The 21,525-nt window shown below is 71.6% G+C and carries 17 protein-coding genes; 6 read left to right on the top strand and 11 right to left on the bottom strand.

Annotation, left to right across the window (positions count from 1 at the left end; translation table 11 throughout):
- Positions 1–246 precede the first annotated feature (246 nt).
- Entirely contained in the window at positions 247–1,713 is a 1,467-nt protein-coding gene (xylB, locus tag IE267_RS12945; RefSeq protein WP_189763282.1) for a xylulokinase, read from the bottom strand.
- A 228-nt stretch (positions 1,714–1,941) separates the two neighbouring features.
- On the opposite strand from xylB, the gene xylA reads away from it, so the two are divergent.
- The gene (xylA, locus tag IE267_RS12940; RefSeq protein WP_189763281.1) at positions 1,942–3,111 is read left to right on the top strand and encodes a xylose isomerase; all 1,170 of its coding nucleotides are present in this window, start codon (positions 1,942–1,944) and stop codon (positions 3,109–3,111) included.
- Between the two features lie 7 nt (positions 3,112–3,118).
- On the opposite strand, the gene IE267_RS12935 is transcribed toward xylA, so the two are convergent.
- Together IE267_RS12935 and IE267_RS12930 are read right to left on the bottom strand one after the other, a co-directional pair.
- Entirely contained in the window at positions 3,119–3,274 is a 156-nt protein-coding gene (locus IE267_RS12935) for a hypothetical protein (protein ID WP_189763280.1), read from the bottom strand.
- 27 nt (positions 3,275–3,301) lie between these two features.
- Complete coding sequence (locus IE267_RS12930) at positions 3,302–3,997, bottom strand: SDR family NAD(P)-dependent oxidoreductase (RefSeq protein WP_189763279.1); 696 nt, start codon at positions 3,995–3,997, stop codon at positions 3,302–3,304.
- A 211-nt stretch (positions 3,998–4,208) separates the two neighbouring features.
- Here IE267_RS12930 and IE267_RS12925 point away from each other — a divergent pair, with 211 nt between their 5' ends.
- The gene (locus tag IE267_RS12925; RefSeq protein WP_189763278.1) at positions 4,209–4,808 is read left to right on the top strand and encodes a TetR/AcrR family transcriptional regulator; all 600 of its coding nucleotides are present in this window, start codon (positions 4,209–4,211) and stop codon (positions 4,806–4,808) included.
- A gap of 25 nt (positions 4,809–4,833) precedes the next feature.
- Here IE267_RS12925 and IE267_RS12920 read toward each other — a convergent pair whose 3' ends face one another.
- Entirely contained in the window at positions 4,834–5,679 is an 846-nt protein-coding gene (locus IE267_RS12920; RefSeq protein ID WP_189763277.1) for a helix-turn-helix domain-containing protein, read from the bottom strand.
- Between the two features lie 63 nt (positions 5,680–5,742).
- The gene (gene thpR / locus IE267_RS12915) at positions 5,743–6,300 is read right to left on the bottom strand and encodes an RNA 2',3'-cyclic phosphodiesterase (RefSeq protein WP_189763479.1); all 558 of its coding nucleotides are present in this window, start codon (positions 6,298–6,300) and stop codon (positions 5,743–5,745) included.
- A 191-nt stretch (positions 6,301–6,491) separates the two neighbouring features.
- Between thpR and IE267_RS12910 the strand changes: the two genes are divergently transcribed.
- The 3 genes from IE267_RS12910 to IE267_RS12900 all read left to right on the top strand — a co-directional run bounded on the left by IE267_RS12910 (position 6,492) and on the right by IE267_RS12900 (position 10,808).
- Entirely contained in the window at positions 6,492–7,805 is a 1,314-nt protein-coding gene (locus IE267_RS12910; RefSeq protein ID WP_167162113.1) for an alpha/beta fold hydrolase, read from the top strand.
- Between the two features lie 98 nt (positions 7,806–7,903).
- Positions 7,904–9,991, top strand: coding sequence for an NAD-dependent DNA ligase LigA (gene ligA / locus IE267_RS12905; RefSeq protein ID WP_189763478.1), 2,088 nt, complete (start codon positions 7,904–7,906; stop codon positions 9,989–9,991).
- 238 nt (positions 9,992–10,229) lie between these two features.
- Entirely contained in the window at positions 10,230–10,808 is a 579-nt protein-coding gene (locus IE267_RS12900; RefSeq protein ID WP_161254246.1) for a hypothetical protein, read from the top strand.
- A 38-nt stretch (positions 10,809–10,846) separates the two neighbouring features.
- On the opposite strand, the gene IE267_RS12895 is transcribed toward IE267_RS12900, so the two are convergent.
- The 6 genes from IE267_RS12895 to IE267_RS12870 all read right to left on the bottom strand — a co-directional run bounded on the left by IE267_RS12895 (position 10,847) and on the right by IE267_RS12870 (position 16,455).
- A complete protein-coding gene (locus IE267_RS12895; RefSeq protein ID WP_189763276.1) occupies positions 10,847–12,886 on the bottom strand; it encodes a phosphocholine-specific phospholipase C in 2,040 nt (679 codons plus the stop codon).
- Positions 12,887–13,120: 234 nt separating this feature from the next.
- The gene (locus IE267_RS12890; protein ID WP_100576273.1) at positions 13,121–13,282 is read right to left on the bottom strand and encodes a DUF5670 family protein; all 162 of its coding nucleotides are present in this window, start codon (positions 13,280–13,282) and stop codon (positions 13,121–13,123) included.
- A gap of 72 nt (positions 13,283–13,354) precedes the next feature.
- The gene (locus IE267_RS12885) at positions 13,355–14,347 is read right to left on the bottom strand and encodes an iron-containing redox enzyme family protein (RefSeq protein WP_189763275.1); all 993 of its coding nucleotides are present in this window, start codon (positions 14,345–14,347) and stop codon (positions 13,355–13,357) included.
- Positions 14,344–14,598: a CDGSH iron-sulfur domain-containing protein gene (locus IE267_RS12880; protein WP_189763274.1), complete on the bottom strand. Its 255-nt coding sequence runs from the start codon at positions 14,596–14,598 to the stop codon at positions 14,344–14,346. The genes IE267_RS12885 and IE267_RS12880 overlap by 4 nt, the downstream gene beginning before the upstream one ends.
- Positions 14,582–15,280: a HemK2/MTQ2 family protein methyltransferase gene (locus IE267_RS12875; protein ID WP_167162105.1), complete on the bottom strand. Its 699-nt coding sequence runs from the start codon at positions 15,278–15,280 to the stop codon at positions 14,582–14,584. The genes IE267_RS12880 and IE267_RS12875 overlap by 17 nt, the downstream gene beginning before the upstream one ends.
- A 221-nt stretch (positions 15,281–15,501) precedes the next feature.
- Entirely contained in the window at positions 15,502–16,455 is a 954-nt protein-coding gene (locus IE267_RS12870) for an anti-sigma factor RsbA family regulatory protein (RefSeq protein ID WP_167162103.1), read from the bottom strand.
- Between the two features lie 445 nt (positions 16,456–16,900).
- On the opposite strand from IE267_RS12870, the gene IE267_RS12865 reads away from it, so the two are divergent.
- Positions 16,901–21,481 carry a HAMP domain-containing hybrid sensor histidine kinase/response regulator gene (locus tag IE267_RS12865; RefSeq protein WP_167162101.1) on the top strand — a complete coding sequence of 1,527 codons (4,581 nt, stop codon included), beginning with the start codon at positions 16,901–16,903 and terminating at the stop codon, positions 21,479–21,481.
- Positions 21,482–21,525: the final 44 nt, after the last annotated feature.

Raw genomic sequence — 21,525 nt, 5'->3', positions numbered from 1 at the left:
AACTTTTCACTCTCCGTGACCACTTGGCGGGCCGCGAAGCGGGGCCGAACCGCAATCCCCCTGGTAATCCTCATGCCCCAACGAACGGGGAAACTCACCTGTGTGACGTTCTGTAATGGTGCGAGTTTCGGACAACCTGCCGAACTGTCGTACGGGAAGGCCCCATCGGCCCCCGGCCGGGTCCACGGCGCCGGCCCGTCCGGGGCCGCGTGCCGTGTCGGCTCGGGATGCCCTCGCCCGGCACCGTCAGACCCGGAACGCCCGGTCGAGCACCGATCCGATGCGTTCCCAGGCCGCCAAGTCGCGCTCCACCGGCGGCAGTTCGGTGCCCCGGCCGGCGCCCCACTCCTGGGCGAGTGCCACCGGATCGTCGCCGGAGGCGGCCGACGCGGCGAGTGCGGCGGCGCCGAGGGCGACCAGTTCCGTTCCCGTCGGCAGGACGAGGGGCCGTCCGGAGAGGCGCCCTACGGTCTCCACCCAGGTGCGCCCCTGGGCGCCGCCCCCGATGAGGCGCAGCGGCCGGGAGGCGGTGGTGGGGGAGGCGGGGTCGAGGGCGCATGCGTCCAGCACTTCGTCCAGCGCGCGCAGAACGGTGAAGACGGCGCCTTCGTAGGCGGCGCCCAGGAGTTGCCGGGGTGTGGTGGTGTGGCGGAGGCCGGTGAGCAGTCCGGAGGCGGACGGGAGATCGGGGGTGCGCTCGCCGTCGAGATAGGGGAGGAGTACGGCCTCGCCACCGGGTGCCGCGTCGTCGCGGTCGAGGCCGAGCAGGGTGGCGATCCGGTCGACCGCGAGCGTGCAGTTCAGGGTGCAGGCGAGCGGGAGGTGGTGTCCGTCCGCCGAGGCGAAGCCGTTGAGGGCCGGGTTGTCCGGCCTGGTGCGGGTCGCCGCGAACACGGTGCCCGAGGTGCCGAGGCTCAGTACGGGATGGTCAAGGAGCCCGGCGCCGCCGAGTCCGAGGCCGACGGCCGCGCTCATGTTGTCACCGGTTCCGGCGGCCACGGCGACCGTCGGGGGCAGCCCGAGCGCCTCGGCGGCCTCCGTCGTGAGACTGCCCACCCGGGTGCCGCCGGTCGGCGCCACCGTGGGCAGCAACTCCGGTGCGAGGTCGAGGAGTTGAAGGATCTCCGGGTCGTACGCGCCGGTGGCGGTGGAGTACCAGCCGGTGCCGGAGGCGTCGCCGGGGTCGGTGACCGCGACGCCGGTCAGCCGTTCGGTGAGGAAGTCGTGGGGCAGTCGTACCGCGGTGCAGCGCTCGGCCGCCGACGGGTCGTTCTCGCGCAGCCACCGCCACTTTGCGGCCGTCACCGCGGCGACCGGAACGGACCCGGTGCGGGTGGTCCAGGCGGCCGGTCCGCCCAGTGCCGCGGTGAGGGCGGCTGCCTGGGGTGCCGAGCGGGTGTCGTTCCACAGCAGGGCGGGCCGCAGCGGTCGCCGGTCCCTGCCGAGGACGACCAGGCCGTGCTGCTGCCCGGCCACCGCAAGGCCGAGGACCGCGGACGCCGGCGCCCCCGACTCCTTGAGCCCGGCCGCGACGGCCTCCCGCAGGGCGTGCCACCACTGCTCCGGGTCGCTCTCCCGGGCGCCGCCCGAACCGTCGACGCGGTGCGGGGAGCGGCCGACGGCCAGCGTCCTGCCGGTGACGGCGTCGGCGAACAGGGCCTTGGTGGACTGGGTGGAGCTGTCCACGCCGATGACGACCGGGCTGTGCGGCATCCGGGCACCTTTCTTGCGGGCTGATGGGCCCTGCGGGGCCGGGCTGGGGCCGTGAGGCATTTGACGATGAAGGGAACAAAACGGCGAGCGGACAACAGATACTGGCGTGCCAAATTAGACGAACGGGCGGGGTTACGGAAGCACCGACTGTCATGCAGTATTTGGTAAGTCAGAAAACAAATGACCATGCGCCCGCTCTGGTCGGGCCGCGACAAGGTGGCGACGAGGATGACGGAACGCTTCACCCCGACCCCCGAGGACAAGTTCTCCTTCGGGCTGTGGACCGTGGGCTGGCAGGGGCGCGACCCGTTCGGGGACGCGACCCGGGGCGCCCTCGACCCGGTCGAGTCGGTCGGTCGGCTCGCCGACCTGGGCGCGTACGGCGTGACCTTCCACGACGACGACCTGATCCCCTTCGGCGCCTCGGACACCGAGCGGGACGCGCACGTCAAGCGGTTCCGGCAGGTGCTCGACGCCACCGGCCTCGTCGCGCCCATGGCCACCACGAACCTCTTCACGCACCCGGTCTTCAAGGACGGCGCGTTCACGGCCAACGACCGTGACATCCGGCGGTACGCCCTGCGCAAGACCCTGCGCAACATCGACCTGGCCGTCGATCTCGGCGCCCGCACCTACGTCGCCTGGGGCGGGCGCGAGGGGGCCGAGTCCGGCGCAGCCAAGGACGTGCGCGTCGCACTGGACCGGATGAAGGAGGCCTTCGACCTCTTGGGCCAGTACGTCACCGAACAGGGCTACGACCTGCGCTTCGCCGTCGAGCCCAAGCCCAACGAGCCGCGTGGTGACATCCTGCTGCCCACGGTCGGCCACGCCCTCGCCTTCATCGAGCGGCTCGAACGTCCCGACCTGGTCGGGGTGAATCCCGAGACCGGGCACGAGCAGATGGCCGGGCTCAACTTCACCCACGGCATCGCGCAGGCCCTGTGGGCGGGCAAGCTCTTCCACATCGACCTCAACGGCCAGTCCGGCATCAAGTACGACCAGGACCTGCGCTTCGGTTCGGGGAATCTGCGCGACGCCTTCTGGCTCGTGGACCTGCTCGAAACCTCCGACTACACGGGCCCCCGCCACTTCGACTTCAAGCCGCCGCGCACCGAGGACATGGACGGCGTCTGGGCGTCGGCGGCCGGAAACATGCGCAACTACCTGATCCTGAAGGAGCGTTCGGCCGCCTTCCGCGCCGACCCCGAGGTGCGCGAGGCGCTGCGGGCGGCCCGTCTGGACGACCTCGCCCGGCCCACCGCCGAGGACGGCCTGGCCGCACTGCTCGCCGACCGCGCCGCCTTCGAGGACTTCGACGTCGAGGCGGCGGGAGAGCGGGGCATGGCCTTCGAGCACCTCGACCAGCTCGCGCTTGACCACCTGCTCGGGGCCCGCTGAGCACGGGTCAGGACAGTCCGGCCCCGTCCACCACGTCGGCCGCGTCCAGCACGTCGGCCGCGTCGGCCGCGTCGGCCGCGGCCGGCGGCCGAATGGCCAGGGGTTCGTCGAAGCCGCTGAACGAGGTGGTGCCGGTCTCGTGGCCATGAAGGGGCCACAGCAAACGATCCGATGCGTGTGCCCGCGCCTCCTACCAGGGAACCCGGTCGCCATGACGGTCCAGGAACTGGAGGCCGGGATCGCCCGCCCGGGCCTCCAGGACGTCGACGACGGCCGGGATGCTCTCCCGGGGGTCGAGGGGCGCGTCGGGCCCGCCCAGCCGGGTCCGGTTGTGACCGGGGTCGATGAGGAGCTTGGTGTGCCCGTCGTCGCCGTGGCGGGTGGCGTAACTGCGCATCAGCTGGTTGAGCGCGGCCTTGCTGGCCTTGTAGAGCTCGTAACCGCCCTCGGTGTTCAGTGAGACGCTGCCCTGCTCGGAGGACATGACCGCGACCGTCCCACCGGGAGCCACGAGAACGCGGAGCGCCTCCAGTGCGCGCAGCGGGCTCAGGGCGTTGGTGACCATCACCTCGGTGAACACCTCGGTCGGGACCTCGTCGATGGGGAGGTCGCCCCGGTCGATCGCGGCGTTGACGAAGAGCAGGTCGAGCCGGTGGCCGGTCAGGCGCTCGCGCAGTGCGGCCAGTTCCCCGGCGCTCGTCATCTCCAGTAGTTCGACCTCCAGCCGTCCCCCGCAGGCGTCGGCGGCCGCCCGCAGTGCGCCACCGTCCCGGCGGGCCGTGGCCACAACGCCCCAGCCCCGTGCGGCGAGTTCACCGGCGAGGACGAGCCCCAGGCCCCGGGACGCGCCGATGACGAGGGCTCGGCGGGTGGGTGAGACGGACATGTGCGCTCCTTCAGGGTGACGGGCCGGACCCGGAGGAGCTTAGACGAGACGTAGTGTCTGGACAATGCGTCCAGACAGAACCCAGTTGTCACCTGGACGGGACCACCGGGGGAAGTGGATGGACGGGATGTCCGGCCGGAGTGGGTGGACAGGGCGTCTCGGCATCGCGGCCGGGCGGTCCGCGCCGGGTGCGGGCGGGTATCGTGCGCGTATGCCCGCCGCCAGTTCCCCATCCCGCAGGCCCCACTCCGGCAATCGGCGCGACGAGTCCGCACGCCTGGCCGTGCTGCACGCCGCGGACGATCTTCTCGTCGAGCACGGCTTCGGCTCGCTCACCGTCGAGGCCATCGCACGCCGGGCCGGGGTCGCCAAGCAGACGATCTACCGCTGGTGGCCCTCGAAGGTGGAGATCCTTCTCGACACCCTCATCGAGGACAGCGACAAGCGGATTCCGGTTCCGGCGGAGAAGCCCACCGCGGCGAACATCCGCCGCTATCTGCGCGGCTTCGCCCGCTTCGTCACCCGTGACCCGGCGGGGAAGGTGCTGCTCGCCCTCATCGCCGAGGCGCAGCACGACGCCGACACGGCCACGAGCTTCCACAAGCGCTACCTCGGCCCGCGTCGCGCCCGGGAGCGCGAGATGCTCACGCGGGCGATCGAGGCGGGGGAGGTGGCGCCGCGTCTCGGCGCCGACGCCACGATGGACGCGCTCGTCGGCCCGATCGTGTACTGCGCCCTGACTGGTTCGAGCCTTCCCCGAGGTCTCGTGGACACCCTGGTCGACGATCTGCTCAGGCCCGCAACCGATTGACCGCCGCCTGTTCGCGGCGCCCGCGCTAACCGCCCGGGCGGGGTGCGGACCGGTGTGGGGTGGCGTGCATCGAGCCGAGCAGGCTCAGCGCGTGGGCCGAGGGGGAGCCGGGTTCCGCGTGGTAGACGATCAGTTGCCGGCCGGGTGCCGCGCGCACGTCGAAGGCGTGATAGGTCAGGCTCAGGGCGCCCACCTCCGGGTGGCAGAACTCCTTGGCGTCGTGGGTCTTGCCGCGCACCGCGTGGGTCTTCCAGAGCCGGTCGAACTCCGCGCTCCCTTCGCCGAGTTCGCAGACCAGTGCACGCAGCCGGGGGTGGTCCGGTTCAAAGCCCGTCGCCTCGCGCAGGTTGGCCACGATCGCCTGGGCGGTCCACTCCCACCGGGTGTGGAAATGCCGGGCCGCGGGGTCGAGGAAGGCCATCCGCGCCAGGTTGTCCGCGGGCTCGAAGGGGGCGTACAGGGCATCGGCCAGGGCGTTGGTGGCGAGCAGGTCGAGGGCCCGGTCGACCACGAACGCCGGGGTGTTCGGACAGCCGTCGATCAGCAGGCGCAGCGCCGCACCGACCGCCCGCGGAGTGTGGCCCACGAGGTGGCCGGGAACGGCCCCCGTCAGCCGGAACAGGTGCGCCCGGGAGTCCGGATCGAGGCGCAGCGCACGGCTCAGGGCGTCGAGCACCTGCGGTGAGGGGTTGCGCTCCCGGCCCTGTTCCAGGCGGGTGTAATAGTCCGCGTTCACACCCGCCAGGACGGCGACCTCCTCGCGGCGCAGCCCGCTGACCCGGCGGAGGCCGTAAGTCGCCATCCCGATGTCCTCGGGCCGCACGCCCGCCCGGCGTGCGCGCAGGAACTCCCCCAGGCCGTTGTCGCTCATGCGCCCCAGGCTACGGCCGCGCGGGGCCGGTCTGCCTGGGTGTGCCGCACCCGGGCAGATCGCTCAGGCGGAGGCCGGGTGCCCGTCGCCGAACTCCCACGAAGCGATGTCGCGGTAGTGGATCGGCCCCGGGCCCCGGCCGATGTTGCTGCCGACCAGGTGCAGACGCTCGGCCGGCCACGTCCGGCCGGCGAACGCGGCGAGCCCGGCCGCCACCCTCATCACGCCGGACGGATCCTCGCGCCGGGCCCTGGCCAGGGTCAGATGGGGGCGCAGTGGCCGCTCCTCGAAGGCGATCCCGCACTCCCTGACCGCGGCACGGACTTCGGCGGTGAGTCCGTGCAGCCCGTCGAGGTCCCCCTCGATCCCGCTCCACAGCACCCGCTCGTCGAAGTGGCCCGCGCCGCGCAGGGAGAGCTGGAGCGGCGGACGGCCCGCCGCGAGTTCGCCGAGCGGCCGCCTCAGCCCCGGGACGGACGCGACCGGCAGTTCGCCCAGGAACGCCAGGGTGATGTGCCAGTCCTCGATGCGGTTCCAGCGCAGCCCCGGATACGTCTCGTACGCGGACCGCAGCGCCCGCGCGAGCTCGTCCTTGGCGTCGTCGGGCGGGGCCAGCGCCATGAACACGCGGACGGTGGCGGCCTGGATGGGATCGTTCACGTAGGACTTCGTACACCACCGGCGGCCGGGACGGTGAGCCGCCCTGCGGGGCCCGGGCCGTGCGGGCCCTGCGAGATCATGGACCCGCAGCCGCTCCACCGAGCACCGTTGGGTGCGCCTACCCGTCGCACCCGTACCGACCGAGGAGTCCCATGTCCGTCGTGATCCGACAGCCGGGCGTCGTAATGACCGACCACCTCTTCCAGGTTCCGCTGGATCACGCCGTCCCCGGCGGCGAGCAGATCGAGGTGTACGCCCGTGAGGTGGTCGCGGCCGGCAAGGAGCGTGCTGAACTCCCCTGGCTGCTCTACCTCCAGGGCGGACCCGGCGGGCGGGCGGGCCGCCCGGTGGGCCGGGACACCTGGCTCGACCGTGCCCTGGACGACTACCGGGTGCTGCTCCTCGACCAGCGCGGCACCGGCCGGTCGACCCCCGCCACCCGCCAGACCCTGCCCCTGCGCGGCGACGCCGCCGCCCAGGCCGATCACCTCGCCCACTTCCGGGCCGACTCGATCGTCCGCGACGCCGAGCTGATCCGGCACGCACTGCTCGGCGCGCAGGGCCGGTGGAGCCTGCTCGGGCAGAGCTTCGGCGGGTTCTGCACCTTGACGTACCTCTCGCTGGCCCCCGAAGGGCTGCGCGAGGCGATGATCACCGGCGGTCTCGCGGGGCTGCGCAGCAGCGCGGCCGACGTCTACCGGGCGGCCTATCCGCGGGTGGCGCGCAAGAACGCCGCTCACTACGCGCGCTACCCGCGGGACGTCGAGGCCGTCCGGCGCATCGCCGAGCACCTGCTGGTGGCGCCCGCCGAACTGCCCGACGGCGGCCGGCTCACCGTCGAGGCCTTCCAGGCACTCGGCCTGATGCTGGGCAGTGGCAGCGGTTCGGACCTGCTGCACTACCTCCTGGAGGACGCCTGGGTCCGGGGAAGTGCCGGGCGCGAGCTGTCCGACACGTTCCTGGCCGGGGTGCAGTCGAAGCTCTCCTTCGCCGAAGGCCCGCTCTACGCCGTACTGCACGAGTCCGTCTACGGACAGCGGTCGGTGGACCCCGGGCCGACCGGCTGGGCCGCCGAGCGGGTGCGTGCGGAGTTCCCCGGTTTCGACGCGGCCAAGGCCCTGGCGAACGGCGCCCCCGTCCAGCTCACCGGCGAGATGATCTACCCGTGGATGTTCGAGACCGACCCGGCGCTGCGACCGCTGCGCGAGACGGCCGATCTCCTCGCCCGGCGCACGGACTGGCCCGATCTGTACGCCCCCGACGTGCTCGCGGCCAACGAGGTGCCGGTGGTGGCCGCCGTCTACCACGACGACATGTACGTGGACACCGCCGACTCCCTGGCCACCGCGGACGCGGTACGCGGGCTGCGGACCTGGGTCACCGACGAGTGGGAGCACGACGGCCTGCGGGTGAGCGGCGGCAAGGTCCTGGACCGGCTGATCCGCATGGCACGCGGCGAGGCGTAGCCGAAGCGGGGGCGGCGGGCGCGGGTCACCGGGCCGGACACCGGCCCGCGCCGGGCGGACGGGTGGCTTGCGGGGCGTTGTCAGTGGCCACCGGCAAGATGTTCGACATGACGACACCCGCTGCACTTCTTGCTGATGACACCGCCTATGCCGAGGCGGTGGAGACCGCGGTCAAGGCCGCGGCGGCCTACTACGCCACGGGCGAGAGCGCGTTGGACGACGAGGCGTACGACCGCCTGGCGCGGGCGATCACCGCCTACGAGGCGGAGCATCCCGAGCGGGTGCTGCCGGGCTCGCCGAGCGGCAAGGTGGCGGGGGGCGCGGCGCAGGGCGACGTGCCGCACACCGTGGCGATGCTGTCGTTGGACAACGTGTTCTCGCCGGAGGAGTTCACGACGTGGGCCGCCTCGGTGGAGCGCCGCATCGGGCGGCCGGTCGCCGGCTGGAGCGTGGAGCCGAAGCTCGACGGCCTGGCCGTCGCCGCCCGCTATGTCGACGGACGGCTCGCCCGGCTGATCACCCGGGGCGACGGCAGAGCCGGCGAGGACGTCTCGCACGCCATCGGCACGATCGTCGGCCTGCCCGAGAAGCTCGGCGAACCCGCGACGCTCGAAGTGCGCGGCGAAGTCCTCATGACGACCGACCAGTTCGAGCGGGCCAACACGGTGCGGACCGCCCATGGCGGCGCGCCGTTCGTGAACCCCCGCAACGGCGCTGCCGGGTCGCTGCGGGCCAAGGACCGCCCGTACACCGTCGAGATGACCTTCTTCTGCTACGGGGCGCTGCCCTTGCCGGACACCGCGGCCGAACTGGCCGACGCCCTGGGCGAGTCGACGCACAGCGAGGTGCTCGACCGGGTGGCGGGGCTCGGGGTCCACACGGCGGCGGACACGGCGGTTCCGCCGCGCACCGCGTCCGGTGTGGCCGAGGTCCTGGAGCGTGTGGCGGAGATCGCCGGGCTGCGGGCGGAGCTGCCCTTCGGCATCGACGGAGTCGTCATCAAGGCCGACAGCGCCGCCGACCAGCGGGACGCCGGATCCGGCACCCGCGCCCCGCGTTGGGCCATCGCGTTCAAGCTGCCCGCCGTGGAGAAGGTGACCACACTGGTGTCGGTGGAGTGGAACGTGGGCCGCACCGGCATCATCGCGCCGCGTGCCGTGCTCGAACCGGTCCGGATCGACGGGTCCACCGTCACCTATGCCACCCTGCACAATCCGGCCGACATCACGCGCCGCGACCTGCGCATCGGCGACCACGTGATGGTCTACAAGGCGGGCGACGTCATCCCCCGTATCGAGGCACCGGTCGCCCATCTGCGGACCGGCGCCGAGCAGCCGATCGTCTTCCCCGAGGTGTGTCCGCAGTGCGGCTCCGAGATCGACACCAGTGAGCAGCGCTGGCGCTGCGTGCGGGGCCGCGACTGCCGGGTGGTCGCCTCCATCTCCTACGCCGTCGGCCGCGACCAGCTCGACATCGAGGGCCTGGGGACGACGCGCGTCGTCCAGCTCGTGGACGCCGGGCTGGCCGGTGACGTGGCCGATCTGTTCACCCTGACCCGTGAGCAGCTCCTGAGCCTGGACCGCATGGGCGAGACCAGCACCGACAACCTCCTTGCCGCGATCGACGCCGCCAAGCGCCAGCCGCTGGCCCGGGTGCTGGCCGCGCTCGGAGTGCGGGGGACCGGGCGTTCCATGTCCCGCCGGATCGCCCGCCACTTCGCCACGATGGACCGTCTGCGCGCGGCCGACGCGGCCGCGATCGAACAGGTCGAGGGCATCGGTACGGGCAAGGCCCCGGTGATCGTGGAGGAACTGGCCGAACTCGCCCCGCTGATCGACAAGTTGACGGTCGCGGGCGTCAACATGACCGAGCCCGGCGCGACCCCGCCTCCGGCCGGGGGCGAGGAGCCGGCGCCGTCCGACGTCGGGGGACCGCTGGCCGGCCGGACGGTGGTGGTCACCGGGGCGATGACGGGCAGCCTGGAGAAGCTGTCCCGCAACCAGGTGAACGAGCTCGTCGAGCGGGCCGGAGGCAAGTCCTCCTCCAGCGTCTCCAAGCGCACCGCGCTCGTCGTCGCCGGCGAGAAGGCGGGCTCGAAGCGCGCCAAGGCCGAAGAGCTCGGCATCCCCCTCATGACCCCGGCCGAGTTCGCCGCTCTGGTCGCCGATTTCCTCGACGAGGAGTGAACTCGCTTTGGAGTCCCCGGGCGAGGGGCGCGGGGGCGGAATCCGCGCCGGAAGCGGACTCGTGCGCTGCTCCGGACAACTGGCCGACGTAGTAGCGGAGTTGGACGGTGGGAGGCGGGAAGGGTACCTCTGTCCTCCGGTGTCCGGTTCGTTCGTTCGTCGGTTGTCGGCCGGGTCGTTCGGGCATTCTCGGTGGGGTGGCCGCGGTGCGGCCGTGAGCACCCTGGGGAGGAGTGCCATGGAGTGGGAGAGCGACGAGTTCGGCGCATCGCACGCGGGGCGGGCGGCCGCGGTCCTGGACGACGGCAGTGAGCCCGAGCCGATGCCCCTCGGTGCCGACAGCGGCCCCTTCGGCGGCACGACGAGCGACTGGTGGATCTACGACGGCACACTGGGCGCGCCGCTCGCCACGCAGGTGCGGGGCGTCTGCACCTGCGGCTGGCGCGGCACCGGCCTCCACCGGATCGACTGGTCCCAGGTGGACGACGAGCGACCGTACGACACCGAGATCCCCGGCCCGTACGACGACTGGAAGGACCACATCCGGCACGTCGAGGCCCGGACGGTGCCCGTACCGGCCGAACTCGACGATCTGGTGGCCAGGTTGGACATGCGCCTGAGTTCCCTCGCCGACGACGCACCGCTCGCCGCGCTGCGCGTCGTCGCCGCGCTGGAGCGCCTCACCGGCCGGGTCGGCACCGTGGCTGCCTTCCACACCCGAGCCGATGAGGTGCCCTGGGAATCGGTGGGCCAGGCCCTGGGCCTGACGGAACAGGAGGCCCGCTCCCGCGTGGCGTCCTACCGCTATCGCTTCTAGCCGGCCGACCTCGGCCGACCCGTTCGCCCGTGCCGCCGTCAGAGGCGGAGCGGTGCGGCCGCCCTGGCCATCGCCGGGTCCGTGACGGTGGTCGTGCCCGTCTCGACGTGCCCGGCCAGGCGGCGCAGGAAACCGTCCGAGGTGCCGGCGGTGACCGTGAGGTCGTACCAGCCGCTCGCCGTCGCGAACGAGGCGGAGACCGGGGCGGCGATGGTGGTGTGGGCCGGTACCGGATACGTCCAGGGTCCGCCGGTGGCGTACGCGTTGTCCGTGACCGTCACCGTGGCCGCGCTGCCACCGGAGTTGGTGAAGGCCAGCCGCACCTCACCGCGCGTCGTGTCGTAGCCGACGGCGACCTCCGGCGAGGCGGCGGTGCCGGCACACGCGGTGACACGGTTGCCCACGAAACGGCGGTGGAAGCCGTTGGGCCCGTACAGGGACAGGTCGTAGGCGCCGGTGCCGGCCGCCCAGTAGTCCGAGACGGTGGCTCCGGCCCCGACCGTGTACAGCCAGGGGCCGTCCGTGCGATAGGCGTTGGGGTAGACCGAGAACGTCACGCCTGCCGTACCGGTGTTGGCCATGTCGATCCAGAACTTGCCGCCCGCGCAGTCCGTCCTGCCGTTCGCGTTCGGCTGCCACGGCAGCGCCCGCGCCGGTTTGGTCCCCGACTCCTGTACGGGCAGGGCCTGTTGGGCGGGAACCTTCGGCGCGGGCAGGGTGGAGCACTGGGTGTCGGCGCCGGAGACATAGCCGCTGGTGTCGGGGAGCGACGGCCAGGACGGGTCGGTCGTGCCGAAGCCGAACGCCGAGGTGAGGTCGCCGCTCACCGTCCGCCGCCAGGCGCTGATGTTGGGCTCGTGGACACCGAAGCGCTGCTCCAGGAAGCGGATCACCGAGGTGTGGTCGAATACCTGGGAGCATACGTAGCCGCCCCTGGTCCAGGGGGACACGACGATCAGGGGGACACGCGGACCCATGCCGATCGCCTTGCCGCCGGATATCTCGCCCGTCGTGCTGACCGAGCTGATGCCCTGCGTTGCAGAGGCGGGCGGGACGGGCGGCGGCACGTGGTCGAAGAAGCCGCCGTTCTCGTCGTAGTTGAGGATGAAGGCGGTCTTCGACCAGGTGCCCTGGTTCGCGGCCAGGGCCGCGAGCAGCCGCGCCGAGAGGTCCTCGCCCCAGGCCGGCTTGTAGTTGGCGTGTTCGGACTGTGCGGCCGGCGCGATGATCCACGACACCTGGGGCAGGGTGCCCGCCTCGATGTCCTTCGTGAAGGCGGTCACGAGGTCGGGCACGGTCGCCATGCCCTTGTCGTGCAGGGCCGAACCGGCCTTCGCCTGCTTGAAGTTGGCGAACCAGGCCAGTGCGTTGTCGTCGAAGTTGTCGCTCTGCTGGTAGATCTTCCAGCTGATCCCGGCCGCTTCCAGGCGCTCCGCGTAGGTGGTCCAGGTGAATCCGGCCGAGGGCTCGGTGTTGTCGAGTACGGCGCTCTGGCCCACGGACAGTCCGTTCGAGCCCGTGAACAGATGCAGCCGGTTCGGGTTGGTCTGGGTCAGGGTCGAGCAGAAGTAGTGGTCGCAGACCGTGAAGGCGTCCGCGAGTGCGTAGTAGAACGGCAGGTCCGCGCGCTTGAAGTGGCCCATGCCGAGGCCGGGCGTGCGCGCGGTGTTCCAGGCGTCGTACTTGCCGCCGTGCCAGATGGCCGTGTCCACGGGGTAGCTCATGGCGGGCGCGTCGGCGCAGATGGCGCTGGTCGTCGCGGTGTCCATGTGGAACGGCAGGATGTGGCCGTCGGCGTTCGCGTAGGGCTGGTGGAACACGGACTTGCCGCTCGGCAGGCCGATGGCGTTGCGGTCGGCGAAGCCCCGCACCCCCTTCAGCGACCCGTAGTAGTGGTCGAACGCCCGGTTCTCCTGCATGAAGACGACCACGTGCTGGATGTCGTCGATGCTGCCGCCACCGACCGCGGGGGCGGCCAGCGCCTGCTGGAGGGCGTCCGGCAGTGCGGACAGCGCCGCCGCGCTGCCGGTGGCGCCTGCCGCCATGCTGATGAATCTGCGTCGGGACACGGGACCCATGGCACTCCTTGGGGTGAGGGCAGTCGACCGCTCGGGGTGAACTGACCTTCGGGGGAGGGGAGTTGACGAAACGGCCGTACGACGAGGGTGTCTGGTCGTACGGCCGTCGCGTCTGCGCATGAGCCTGGTGCCACCGGGTGGCCGCCGGTCGCGGGTTGCCTGTCCGGGACCGAAACAGGCCTTGAAGACTGGGCTAGTCCCGTTATTGATTCGTTACCGGGTCGGGCCTGTTGGTTACCAGCGGTACCAGCGGCCGCTGCCGTTCTTCGGCCGGGCGATGAAGCCGATCAGCCACAGGACCAGCACGACGATCGCGATCCACCACAGGATCTTCAGGGCGAAACCCGCACCGAAGAGGATCAGTACCAGGAGCAGGACGAGGAGCAGTGGGACCATCGTGATCAGCCTCCAGGCTGTCGGGTATCGCCATTGTGCGGCGGTATGTGGGGGTTCGCACCCCGTGATCCTTTAGACCGCGATGGTGTGGCCCGCGTACAGGGCCGAGCGCCCCTCGCCCCACGCGGTGAGGAGATGCCGGGCCAGGCGGTCCTCGACCAGTCCCGTGGCATCGGCGCCGAAGGCGATGTCGGCGTCCAGGAAGGGCTCGTCGGCCAGGAGACCGGCCACGACCTCGTGGCGCACCACTTGTTCGTGCACCGCGTCCGCCTCGACGTGCTCCGCGTAGAAGTGTTCGGCCGCCGGGCCCGCCTCCAGGCGACGCATCGCGGCGGCGAGCCTCCGCGAGCCGGGGGACGAGGTGATCTCCACGGCCGCGAAGTGGCCGATCAGCGCTCCGCGCAGAGCCCGGTGCAGACCGAAGAGGGACATGAGGTTGACCGTGACCAGGGCCTCGGCCGGCGCCTCGTCGACATGGCGGCCGTAGGCGGAGTCCAGGCCGAGATCGTCCATCAGGTTCGCGAAGAGCTGTGCGTGGATGCGGTCGGCGTGCCCCGCACCGAACTCGTCGTACTCGATGGCCACCATGCCCGCCTTGGCGCGCCCGCGCAGCCGGGGCACCACCCACAGATGGGGGTCGGCCTCCTTGAGGTGGTAGAGCGAGCGGAGCTTTACGTACTCCCGCATCTGCCACAACTCCCCGTCGCCCGACAGGTGGTGGCTCACGCTTCCGGTGGCTTCGACGGGCTCGACGAGCAGTTCGTCGAGCGCCTGCTGTGCGGTGCGGCCGTGCGGGGTGTCGGCACGCAGCGCGGCCAGGAAGGGGCGTTCCAGGTCGCGGCGCAGGGTGAGCAGTGCCGGGTCCCATTCGAGCTCGTCGGCCACGCCCTCGAAGCCGCGGTAGTGCAGCTCGTACAGCGCGTACAGGGCGAGTTGGAGGTCGTCGCCGTACGGGTCGGCGGCGTCGACGGCCGAGGCGTCGGGCAGTGCGGCGTCCGGGCCGTGGCCCAGAGCGGTGACCACGGCCCGGGACAGCGGCCCGCGTGGTGTGGGCAGGGCGGTCACGGGGTGCTCTCCGGGGTGTCGGTGGCGGCGTCCTGGTGGCGGACGCGGCGGCGGTGGCTGGTGTCGCACCACGGCGGGGTGCGGGTGCGCCGGCACATGCAGACGGCGACGACGAAGCGGTCCGAGCGGGCGACCGTGCCGTCGGCGGCCGTCACCTCCACCGGGCCCTCGATCAGGACGGGGCCCTCCGGATCGACGGCGACCCGCCGTGCGGGGGCGGCGGCCCCGGTCTGTTCAGATGTGTTCGGCACGGATCACCACCAGTTCCTCCATCGTGTCGTCCGGTCCCACCAGACCCCGGGCGCGCAGCCACCCCAGGCGCGAGCGCAGCACGGGCCCGTAGGGAATGAGCTCCCGGTCGGCCACCTTCGCCCGCAGGCCGGCCGCTTCCAGCACGTCCAGCGTCGCGTCGGTGCCGCTCAGCGCCGAGTGCACCAGGAGGAACACGCCGTGCGGTCCGAGGAGGGCTGGGGCTGCCCTGCCGAGCTGGTCGAGCACCTGGCGCCCGTCGACCCCGGCGTCCCAGGCCCGTGCGGCGCCCCGGGTCGGCGGCCGGCGGTGGGGTGCGGGTACATAGGGCGGGTTGCTCAGGATCAGATCGAAGCGACGGCCGGCGAGGTCCTCGATACGGCCCCGGTGGACATCGACCGGCAGGCCCGCCCGCCAGGCGTTGAACCGGGTGCTCCACACCGCCCGCCGCGAGACGTCGAGGGCGGTCACCCGTGCGCCCAGATGTGCCGCGTAGAGCGCCAAGGCGCCGCTGCCGGTCCCGATGTCCAGCACGTCCAGGCCGGAGAGCGAGCCTTCGTGGCGCAGCGCGGCCGCGAGCAGACGCGTGTCGTGCTGCGGCGCGTACACACCGGGCAGTCGCCACAGCCGGTCCGTCGGGGCGAACCGGGCCAGAGGCGCGTCAGGGGTGGTCGAACGTGCCATGCGAGGCCTCGCTGAGCGGGTCGGTGAAGCGGTTTGCCGTAGTAATCGAGGAAGGGGGTCTCCCACCAACCTTCCTCGCTTTCTGCTCTGCGTCCATTCGAGTCGTCACGGTGCGTGCACCGTGGCCGACAGAGTGCCCCCGGAATCCGCGTTGAAGCGGGGAGCACGGGAGTTTCCCGTGGGGCGGAAGAGAGAGGGGAGGCGCTGCGGCCCGGTGGGGCTCAGGCGGGGGAGATGTGCAGCCGCAGGGTGAGGCCGGTGTCGTGGGCGCGGACCTCGACGAGGTCGCAGAGCTGGTGGATCATCCACAGGCCGCGCCCGCCGTCGCTCGACGCGGGTGAGGGCCTGCGGCGGCCGGCCAGCGGGTTGGTCAGCCGGCCGCCGTCACGGATCTCCGCCACCGCGGTCCCGCAGTCGCCGGTCCACAGCCGCAGGCTGCCGCTGCCGCCCCCGTGGGCGACGGAATTGGCGGCGGCCTCGTTGACGGCGATGACGAAGTCGCCGCGGCGCAGGGGAGTCAGCTTCGTATCCCGCACCCAGGCGTCGGTCCGCTCGCGGACCTCGCCGAGCCGACCGCCCGTGTACATCAACTCCACGTCGGTGGCGGCGGGTTGGGGCAGTGGCAGGTCGCAGTCCGCGCAGACGACCTCGGCGCGGACATAGGCGGAGCTGGCGCGGACGCGGCTGTCCTCGATGAGCGTGGGATGGGTACGTCTCGCGTCGTCGAGCAACCGCGGGGGCAGGGCGGTGGCGTCGTACGTGCACAGGACGGTGCCCCTGCGGTCGGTGAACGCGGTGTTGACCAGGGCCTCGTGGCGGGTCGCCTCCAGGATCTCGGCAGGCGAACGGCCCGCCCAGATCGGCTCGCCCACGATCCGGGCGGCCCGGCCGGGATGCTGGTCGGCGAAGCCCTGGAACGCGGCGAGGATGCGGCCGGGGTTGCGGCCGAGCTCGGTCATGTCGGCGAACTCGACGGCGGCGGCGTCCGGGCCGAGGTCCTCGCGCAGGGCGTCGAGGCGGGGCCCGGGGACGGCGACGAGGACCGGCTCGTCCGCCGCGAGGGCGTCCCGCACGAAGCCGCCGGTCCCGCGGACGTACTCGTCGAGGTCCCGGTAGAAGAGCGCGGGATGGACGAAGGTCTCTGCGTCCGGACACGTGGTGACGGTGTCGGTCATGCGGGCACCTCCCCGGCGGCGCACGCGTCGGGAAGAAGCCGCGCCGACCGGCGCGGTGCGTACGGCCGACTCTGGGACGTCGGGCGGTGCCCGTAGTCGCGGTTCCCACTGTCGGCGGTCGGCGGGCGGTGCCCGAAGTCGGAGTTCCCACCGTCTGCGGTCGGCGCGGCGAGGCCGTCGGATGTCGACACATGGCCCCCTTTCGTGGCGCCGACACGGGCGATGAACGGTGCTGAGCCTAGCTCGCCCGGTGCGCGAGTGCCCGGGGTCCGCCAGGTCAGGACAGTTCCGGCGGCCCGGCCCGGTGGGTCCGGGCGGTGGGATAACCTCCTCGGCGGTACGTGTGCGCCCGGTGTGGATCGCGTGAGTTCGGTGTGCAGGCCACGTATCAAATGGGGCGACCATGGCGGGCCGTTGGCCTGGCGTACGACGGAGGCGAAGTTCGATGGCTGGCTCGACAAAGCCCGGCGTTGCTCAGCAGCGGACCGCGGGATCCTCCGGTCCCGCCCAGGTCGGGGAGTCGGAACTGCGACAGCTGCTCGCGGGCCTGACCGCGGTACGGGACGGCGACTTCGGCACCCGGCTGCCCGGCGAGACGGACGGCCTGCTCGGCGAGATCGCCACCGTCTTCAACGGGATGGTCGACCAACTCTCCCTGTTCACTTCCGAGGTGACCCGGGTGGCCCGGGAGGTCGGCACCGACGGGCGGCTCGGCGGCCAGGCCGAGGTGCCCGGCGTCTCCGGTACGTGGAAGGACCTGACCGACTCCGTCAACGCGATGGCGGGCAACCTCACCAGCCAGGTCCGTGACATCGCCCAGGTGGCCACCGCGGTCGCCCAGGGCGACCTCTCGCAGAAGATCGACGTGGCGGCCCGCGGCGAGATCCTGGAACTCAAGAACACCGTCAACACGATGGTGGACCAGCTCTCCGCCTTCGCCGACGAGGTCACCCGCGTCGCCCGCGAGGTGGGCAGCGAAGGCCGTCTGGGCGGCCAGGCGCAGGTGCCCGGCGTGGGTGGCACCTGGCGGGACCTGACCGACTCGGTCAACTTCATGGCGGGCAACCTCACCGACCAGGTCCGCAACATCGCCCAGGTGACCACGGCCGTGGCCCGTGGCGACCTCTCGCAGAAGATCACCGTCGATGCCCGGGGCGAGATCCTGGAGCTGAAGAGCACGGTCAACACGATGGTGGACCAGCTCTCCGCGTTCGCCGACGAGGTGACCCGCATGGCGCGCGAGGTCGGCACCGAGGGCATCCTCGGCGGCCAGGCCGACGTCAAGGGTGTCTCGGGCACCTGGCGGGACCTGACCGACTCCGTCAACGGCATGGCCGGCAACCTCACCGCGCAGGTCCGCTCGATCGCCCAGGTCGCCACCGCCGTGGCGAAGGGCGATCTGTCGCAGAAGATCACGGTCACCGCGCGCGGTGAGGTCCTGGAACTGAAGGACACCATCAACACGATGGTCGACCAGCTCTCCTCGTTCGCCGGAGAGGTGACCCGGGTGGCCCGCGAGGTGGGTACCGAGGGGCGGCTCGGCGGGCAGGCGGACGTCCGTGACGTCTCGGGCACCTGGCGGGACCTGACCGAGTCGGTCAACGTCATGGCCGACAACCTCACCGCACAGGTCCGTTCCATCGCCGAGGTGACGACGGCGGTCGCCAAGGGCGACCTGTCGCAGAAGATCCGGGTGGACGCCCGGGGCGAGATCCTTGAACTCAAGGAGACCATCAACACGATGGTCGACCAGCTCGGCGCGTTCGCGGACGAGGTGACGCGGGTCGCGCGCGAGGTCGGCACCGAGGGCAACCTGGGCGGACAGGCCACCGTCCGGGGTGTCTCCGGCACGTGGAAGGACCTCACCGACAACGTCAACGTGATGGCCTCGAACCTCACCGGGCAGGTCCGCTCGATCGCCCAGGTCGCCACCGCGGTCGCCAAGGGCGACCTCTCGCAAAAGATCAACGTCGAGGCCAAGGGCGAGGTCGCCGCGCTCGCCGGGGTCATCAACACGATGGTCGACACGCTGTCCGCGTTCGCCGACGAGGTCACCCGCGTCGCCCGCGAGGTCGGCACCGAAGGCACTCTCGGCGGGCAGGCCCGCGTCCCGAACGTCGCGGGGACCTGGAAGGACCTCACCGACAACGTCAACTTCATGGCCCACAACCTGACCAGCCAGGTCCGCAACATCGCGCAGGTCACCACCGCCGTCGCGCAGGGCGACCTGACCCGCAAGATCGACGTGGACGCACGCGGCGAGATCCTGGAACTCAAGACCACGATCAACACGATGGTGGACCAGCTCTCCTCCTTCGCCGCCGAGGTCACCCGCGTCGCCCGCGAGGTGGGCAGCGAGGGCAGGCTCGGCGGACAGGCCGAGGTCGAGGGCGTCTCCGGCACCTGGAAGCGGCTCACCGAGAACGTCAACGAACTGGCCGGCAACCTCACCCGGCAGGTCCGCGCGATCGCCGAGGTGACCGGCGCCGTCGCCGAGGGCGACCTGACCCGGTCCATCACCGTCGACGCCTCGGGCGAGGTCGCGGACCTGAAGGACAACATCAACTTCATGGTGGAGTCGCTGCGCGAGACCACCCGGGCCAACGAGGAACAGGACTGGCTCAAGTCCAACCTGGCCCGGATCTCCGGTCTGATGCAGGGGCGCCGCGACCTCGCCGTCGTGGCCGAGCTCATCATGGACGAGCTCACCCCCCTCGTCTCCGCCCAGTACGGCGCCTTCTACCTCGCCGAGGAGACCGGCGACGGGGTGTACCTCAACCCGATCGGCTCGTACGCGCGGCCCGACGCCACGCTCGGGGCGCGCTTCAAGCTCGGCCAGTCCTTCGTCGGCCAGGCCGCCCGCAGCAAGCGCACCATCGCCGTCGACGACCTGCCGGCCGACTACGTGTCCGTCTCCTCGGGCCTCGGCAGCACCGAGCCCGTCTGCCTGATGGTGCTGCCCATCGTGGTCGAGGAGCAGGTCCTCGGCGTCATCGAACTCGCCACCGTGCACGCGTTCACACCGATCCACCGAGACTTCCTGGAACAGCTGATGGAAGCCATCGGCGTCAACGTCAACACGATCACGGCCAACGCCCGCACCGACGAGCTCCTCGGTGAATCGCAGCGGCTCACCGCCGAACTCCAGACCCGCTCGCAGGAGTTGCAGGCCCGGCAGGAGGAACTCCAGTCCTCCAACGCCGAGTTGGAGGAGAAGGCCGAGCTGCTCGTCGCCCAGAACCGCGACATCGAGACCAAGAACCTGGAGATCGAGCAGGCCCGCCAGGAACTGGAGGACCGCGCGCACCAGCTCTCGCTGGCCTCCAAGTACAAGTCCGAGTTCCTCGCCAACATGAGCCACGAGCTGCGCACCCCGCTCAACAGCCTTCTGATCCTTGCCCAGTTGCTGGCCCAGAACCCGAGCCGCAACCTCACCCCCAAGCAGGTGGAGTACGCCGGCATCATTCACTCCGCGGGCTCCGACCTGCTCCAGCTCATCAACGACATCCTCGATCTGTCCAAGGTCGAGGCGGGCAAGATGGACGTCAGCCCGGAGCGGATCTCGCTGCGCAAGCTCCTCGACTACATCGAGGCCACCTTCCGGCCCGTGACCAGTCAGAAGAGCCTGACCTTCACGGTGGCGACCGCCGACACCCTGCCCGCCGAACTGCTCACCGACGACTACCGGCTGCGCCAAGTGCTGCGCAACCTGCTCTCCAACGCCGTCAAGTTCACCGAGAAGGGCGGCGTCGAGCTGCGGATCGAACTGCTCACCGAGCAGCTCGCCCCCGAAGCGGCCCGGCGCGGCGGCCCGGTGATCGCCTTCCACGTCGTGGACACCGGCATCGGCATCGCACCGCAGCACCTCGAAACCGTCTTCGGCGCCTTCCAGCAGGCGGACGGCACGACCAGCCGCAAGTACGGCGGCACCGGCCTCGGCCTGTCGATCAGCCGCGAGATCGCCTTCCTGCTCGGCGGGGCGATCACCGCGGAGAGCGCACTGGGCCAGGGCAGCACGTTCACCTTCTACCTGCCGGTCGCCCGGCCCGACTACGCCGAACTCAACGCGCAGGTCGGCCGCCCCGTCCTGCCGGCCGCCGCGCCCCAGGAGGAAGCCGCCGCCGAGCCCGAGCCGCACCGTCCGGCCGTGCCGGCTCCCGAACCCGTACAGCCCAAGCGGCTGCTCGTCGTCGAGGAGCGCTCGCGCGGTCTGCTGTCCCTCGTCGCGGAGAGCGCGGTCGGCGATCTGGCCGCCCACCCCGACCTGGGCGACCCGCGCGGCCCGGTGGAGATCACCGCGGCCGTCGGCGTCAACGAGGCCGCCGCGGCGCTGGCCGCGACCCCCTGCCACTGCGTGGTCCTTGAGCTGGACCTGCCGGGTGACGCGGCGCTGCGCTTCCTGGAGGACATGGCGCGGGACGCCGCGCTGCGCGGGGTTCCGGTCCTGGCCCACAACAACCGCCGGCTCGGCACGGAGCAGGAGCAGATCCTCCAGAAGCGGGCCGCGTCCCAGCCGTTGGAGCTGATCTCCAGCCTCGACGAACTGCGCGAGCGCATCGCCCTGCACCTGAGCGCGGACCAGCCCGGAGACGTCCTCCCCCTGGTACGCGCCGACGAGCCGGTGCTCGTCAGCCACCAGGTCGACAGCTCGCTCACCGGACGCACGGTCCTGGTGGTCGACGACGACGACCGCAACCTGTACGCCATCACCGGCATCCTCGAACTGCACGGCATGGCCGTCCTGCAGGCCGAGAACGGCAGGGTCGCCATCGACACCCTGACCTCGCACCCCGGCATCGACCTCATCCTGATGGACGTGATGATGCCGGAGATGGACGGCTACACGGCCACCTCGGCCATCCGAGCCATGCCCGCCCACGCCGATCTGCCGATCATCGCCGTGACCGCCAAGGCGATGGTCGGCGACCGGGAGAAGAGCCTGGCCTCCGGAGCCAGTGACTACGTCACCAAGCCCGTGGACGCGCACGAGCTGGTCGCACGGATCAAGCGGCAGCTGACCGCCTGACGCCGTCCGGCCGCCTCACCGACCCGTCCAACTCCCAAGGAGCG

The sequence above is a fragment of the Streptomyces xanthochromogenes genome, from assembly GCF_014650455.1.
GTDB lineage: Bacteria > Actinomycetota > Actinomycetes > Streptomycetales > Streptomycetaceae > Streptomyces > Streptomyces xanthochromogenes.
This window is presented reverse-complemented; position numbering and strand designations above follow the sequence as displayed.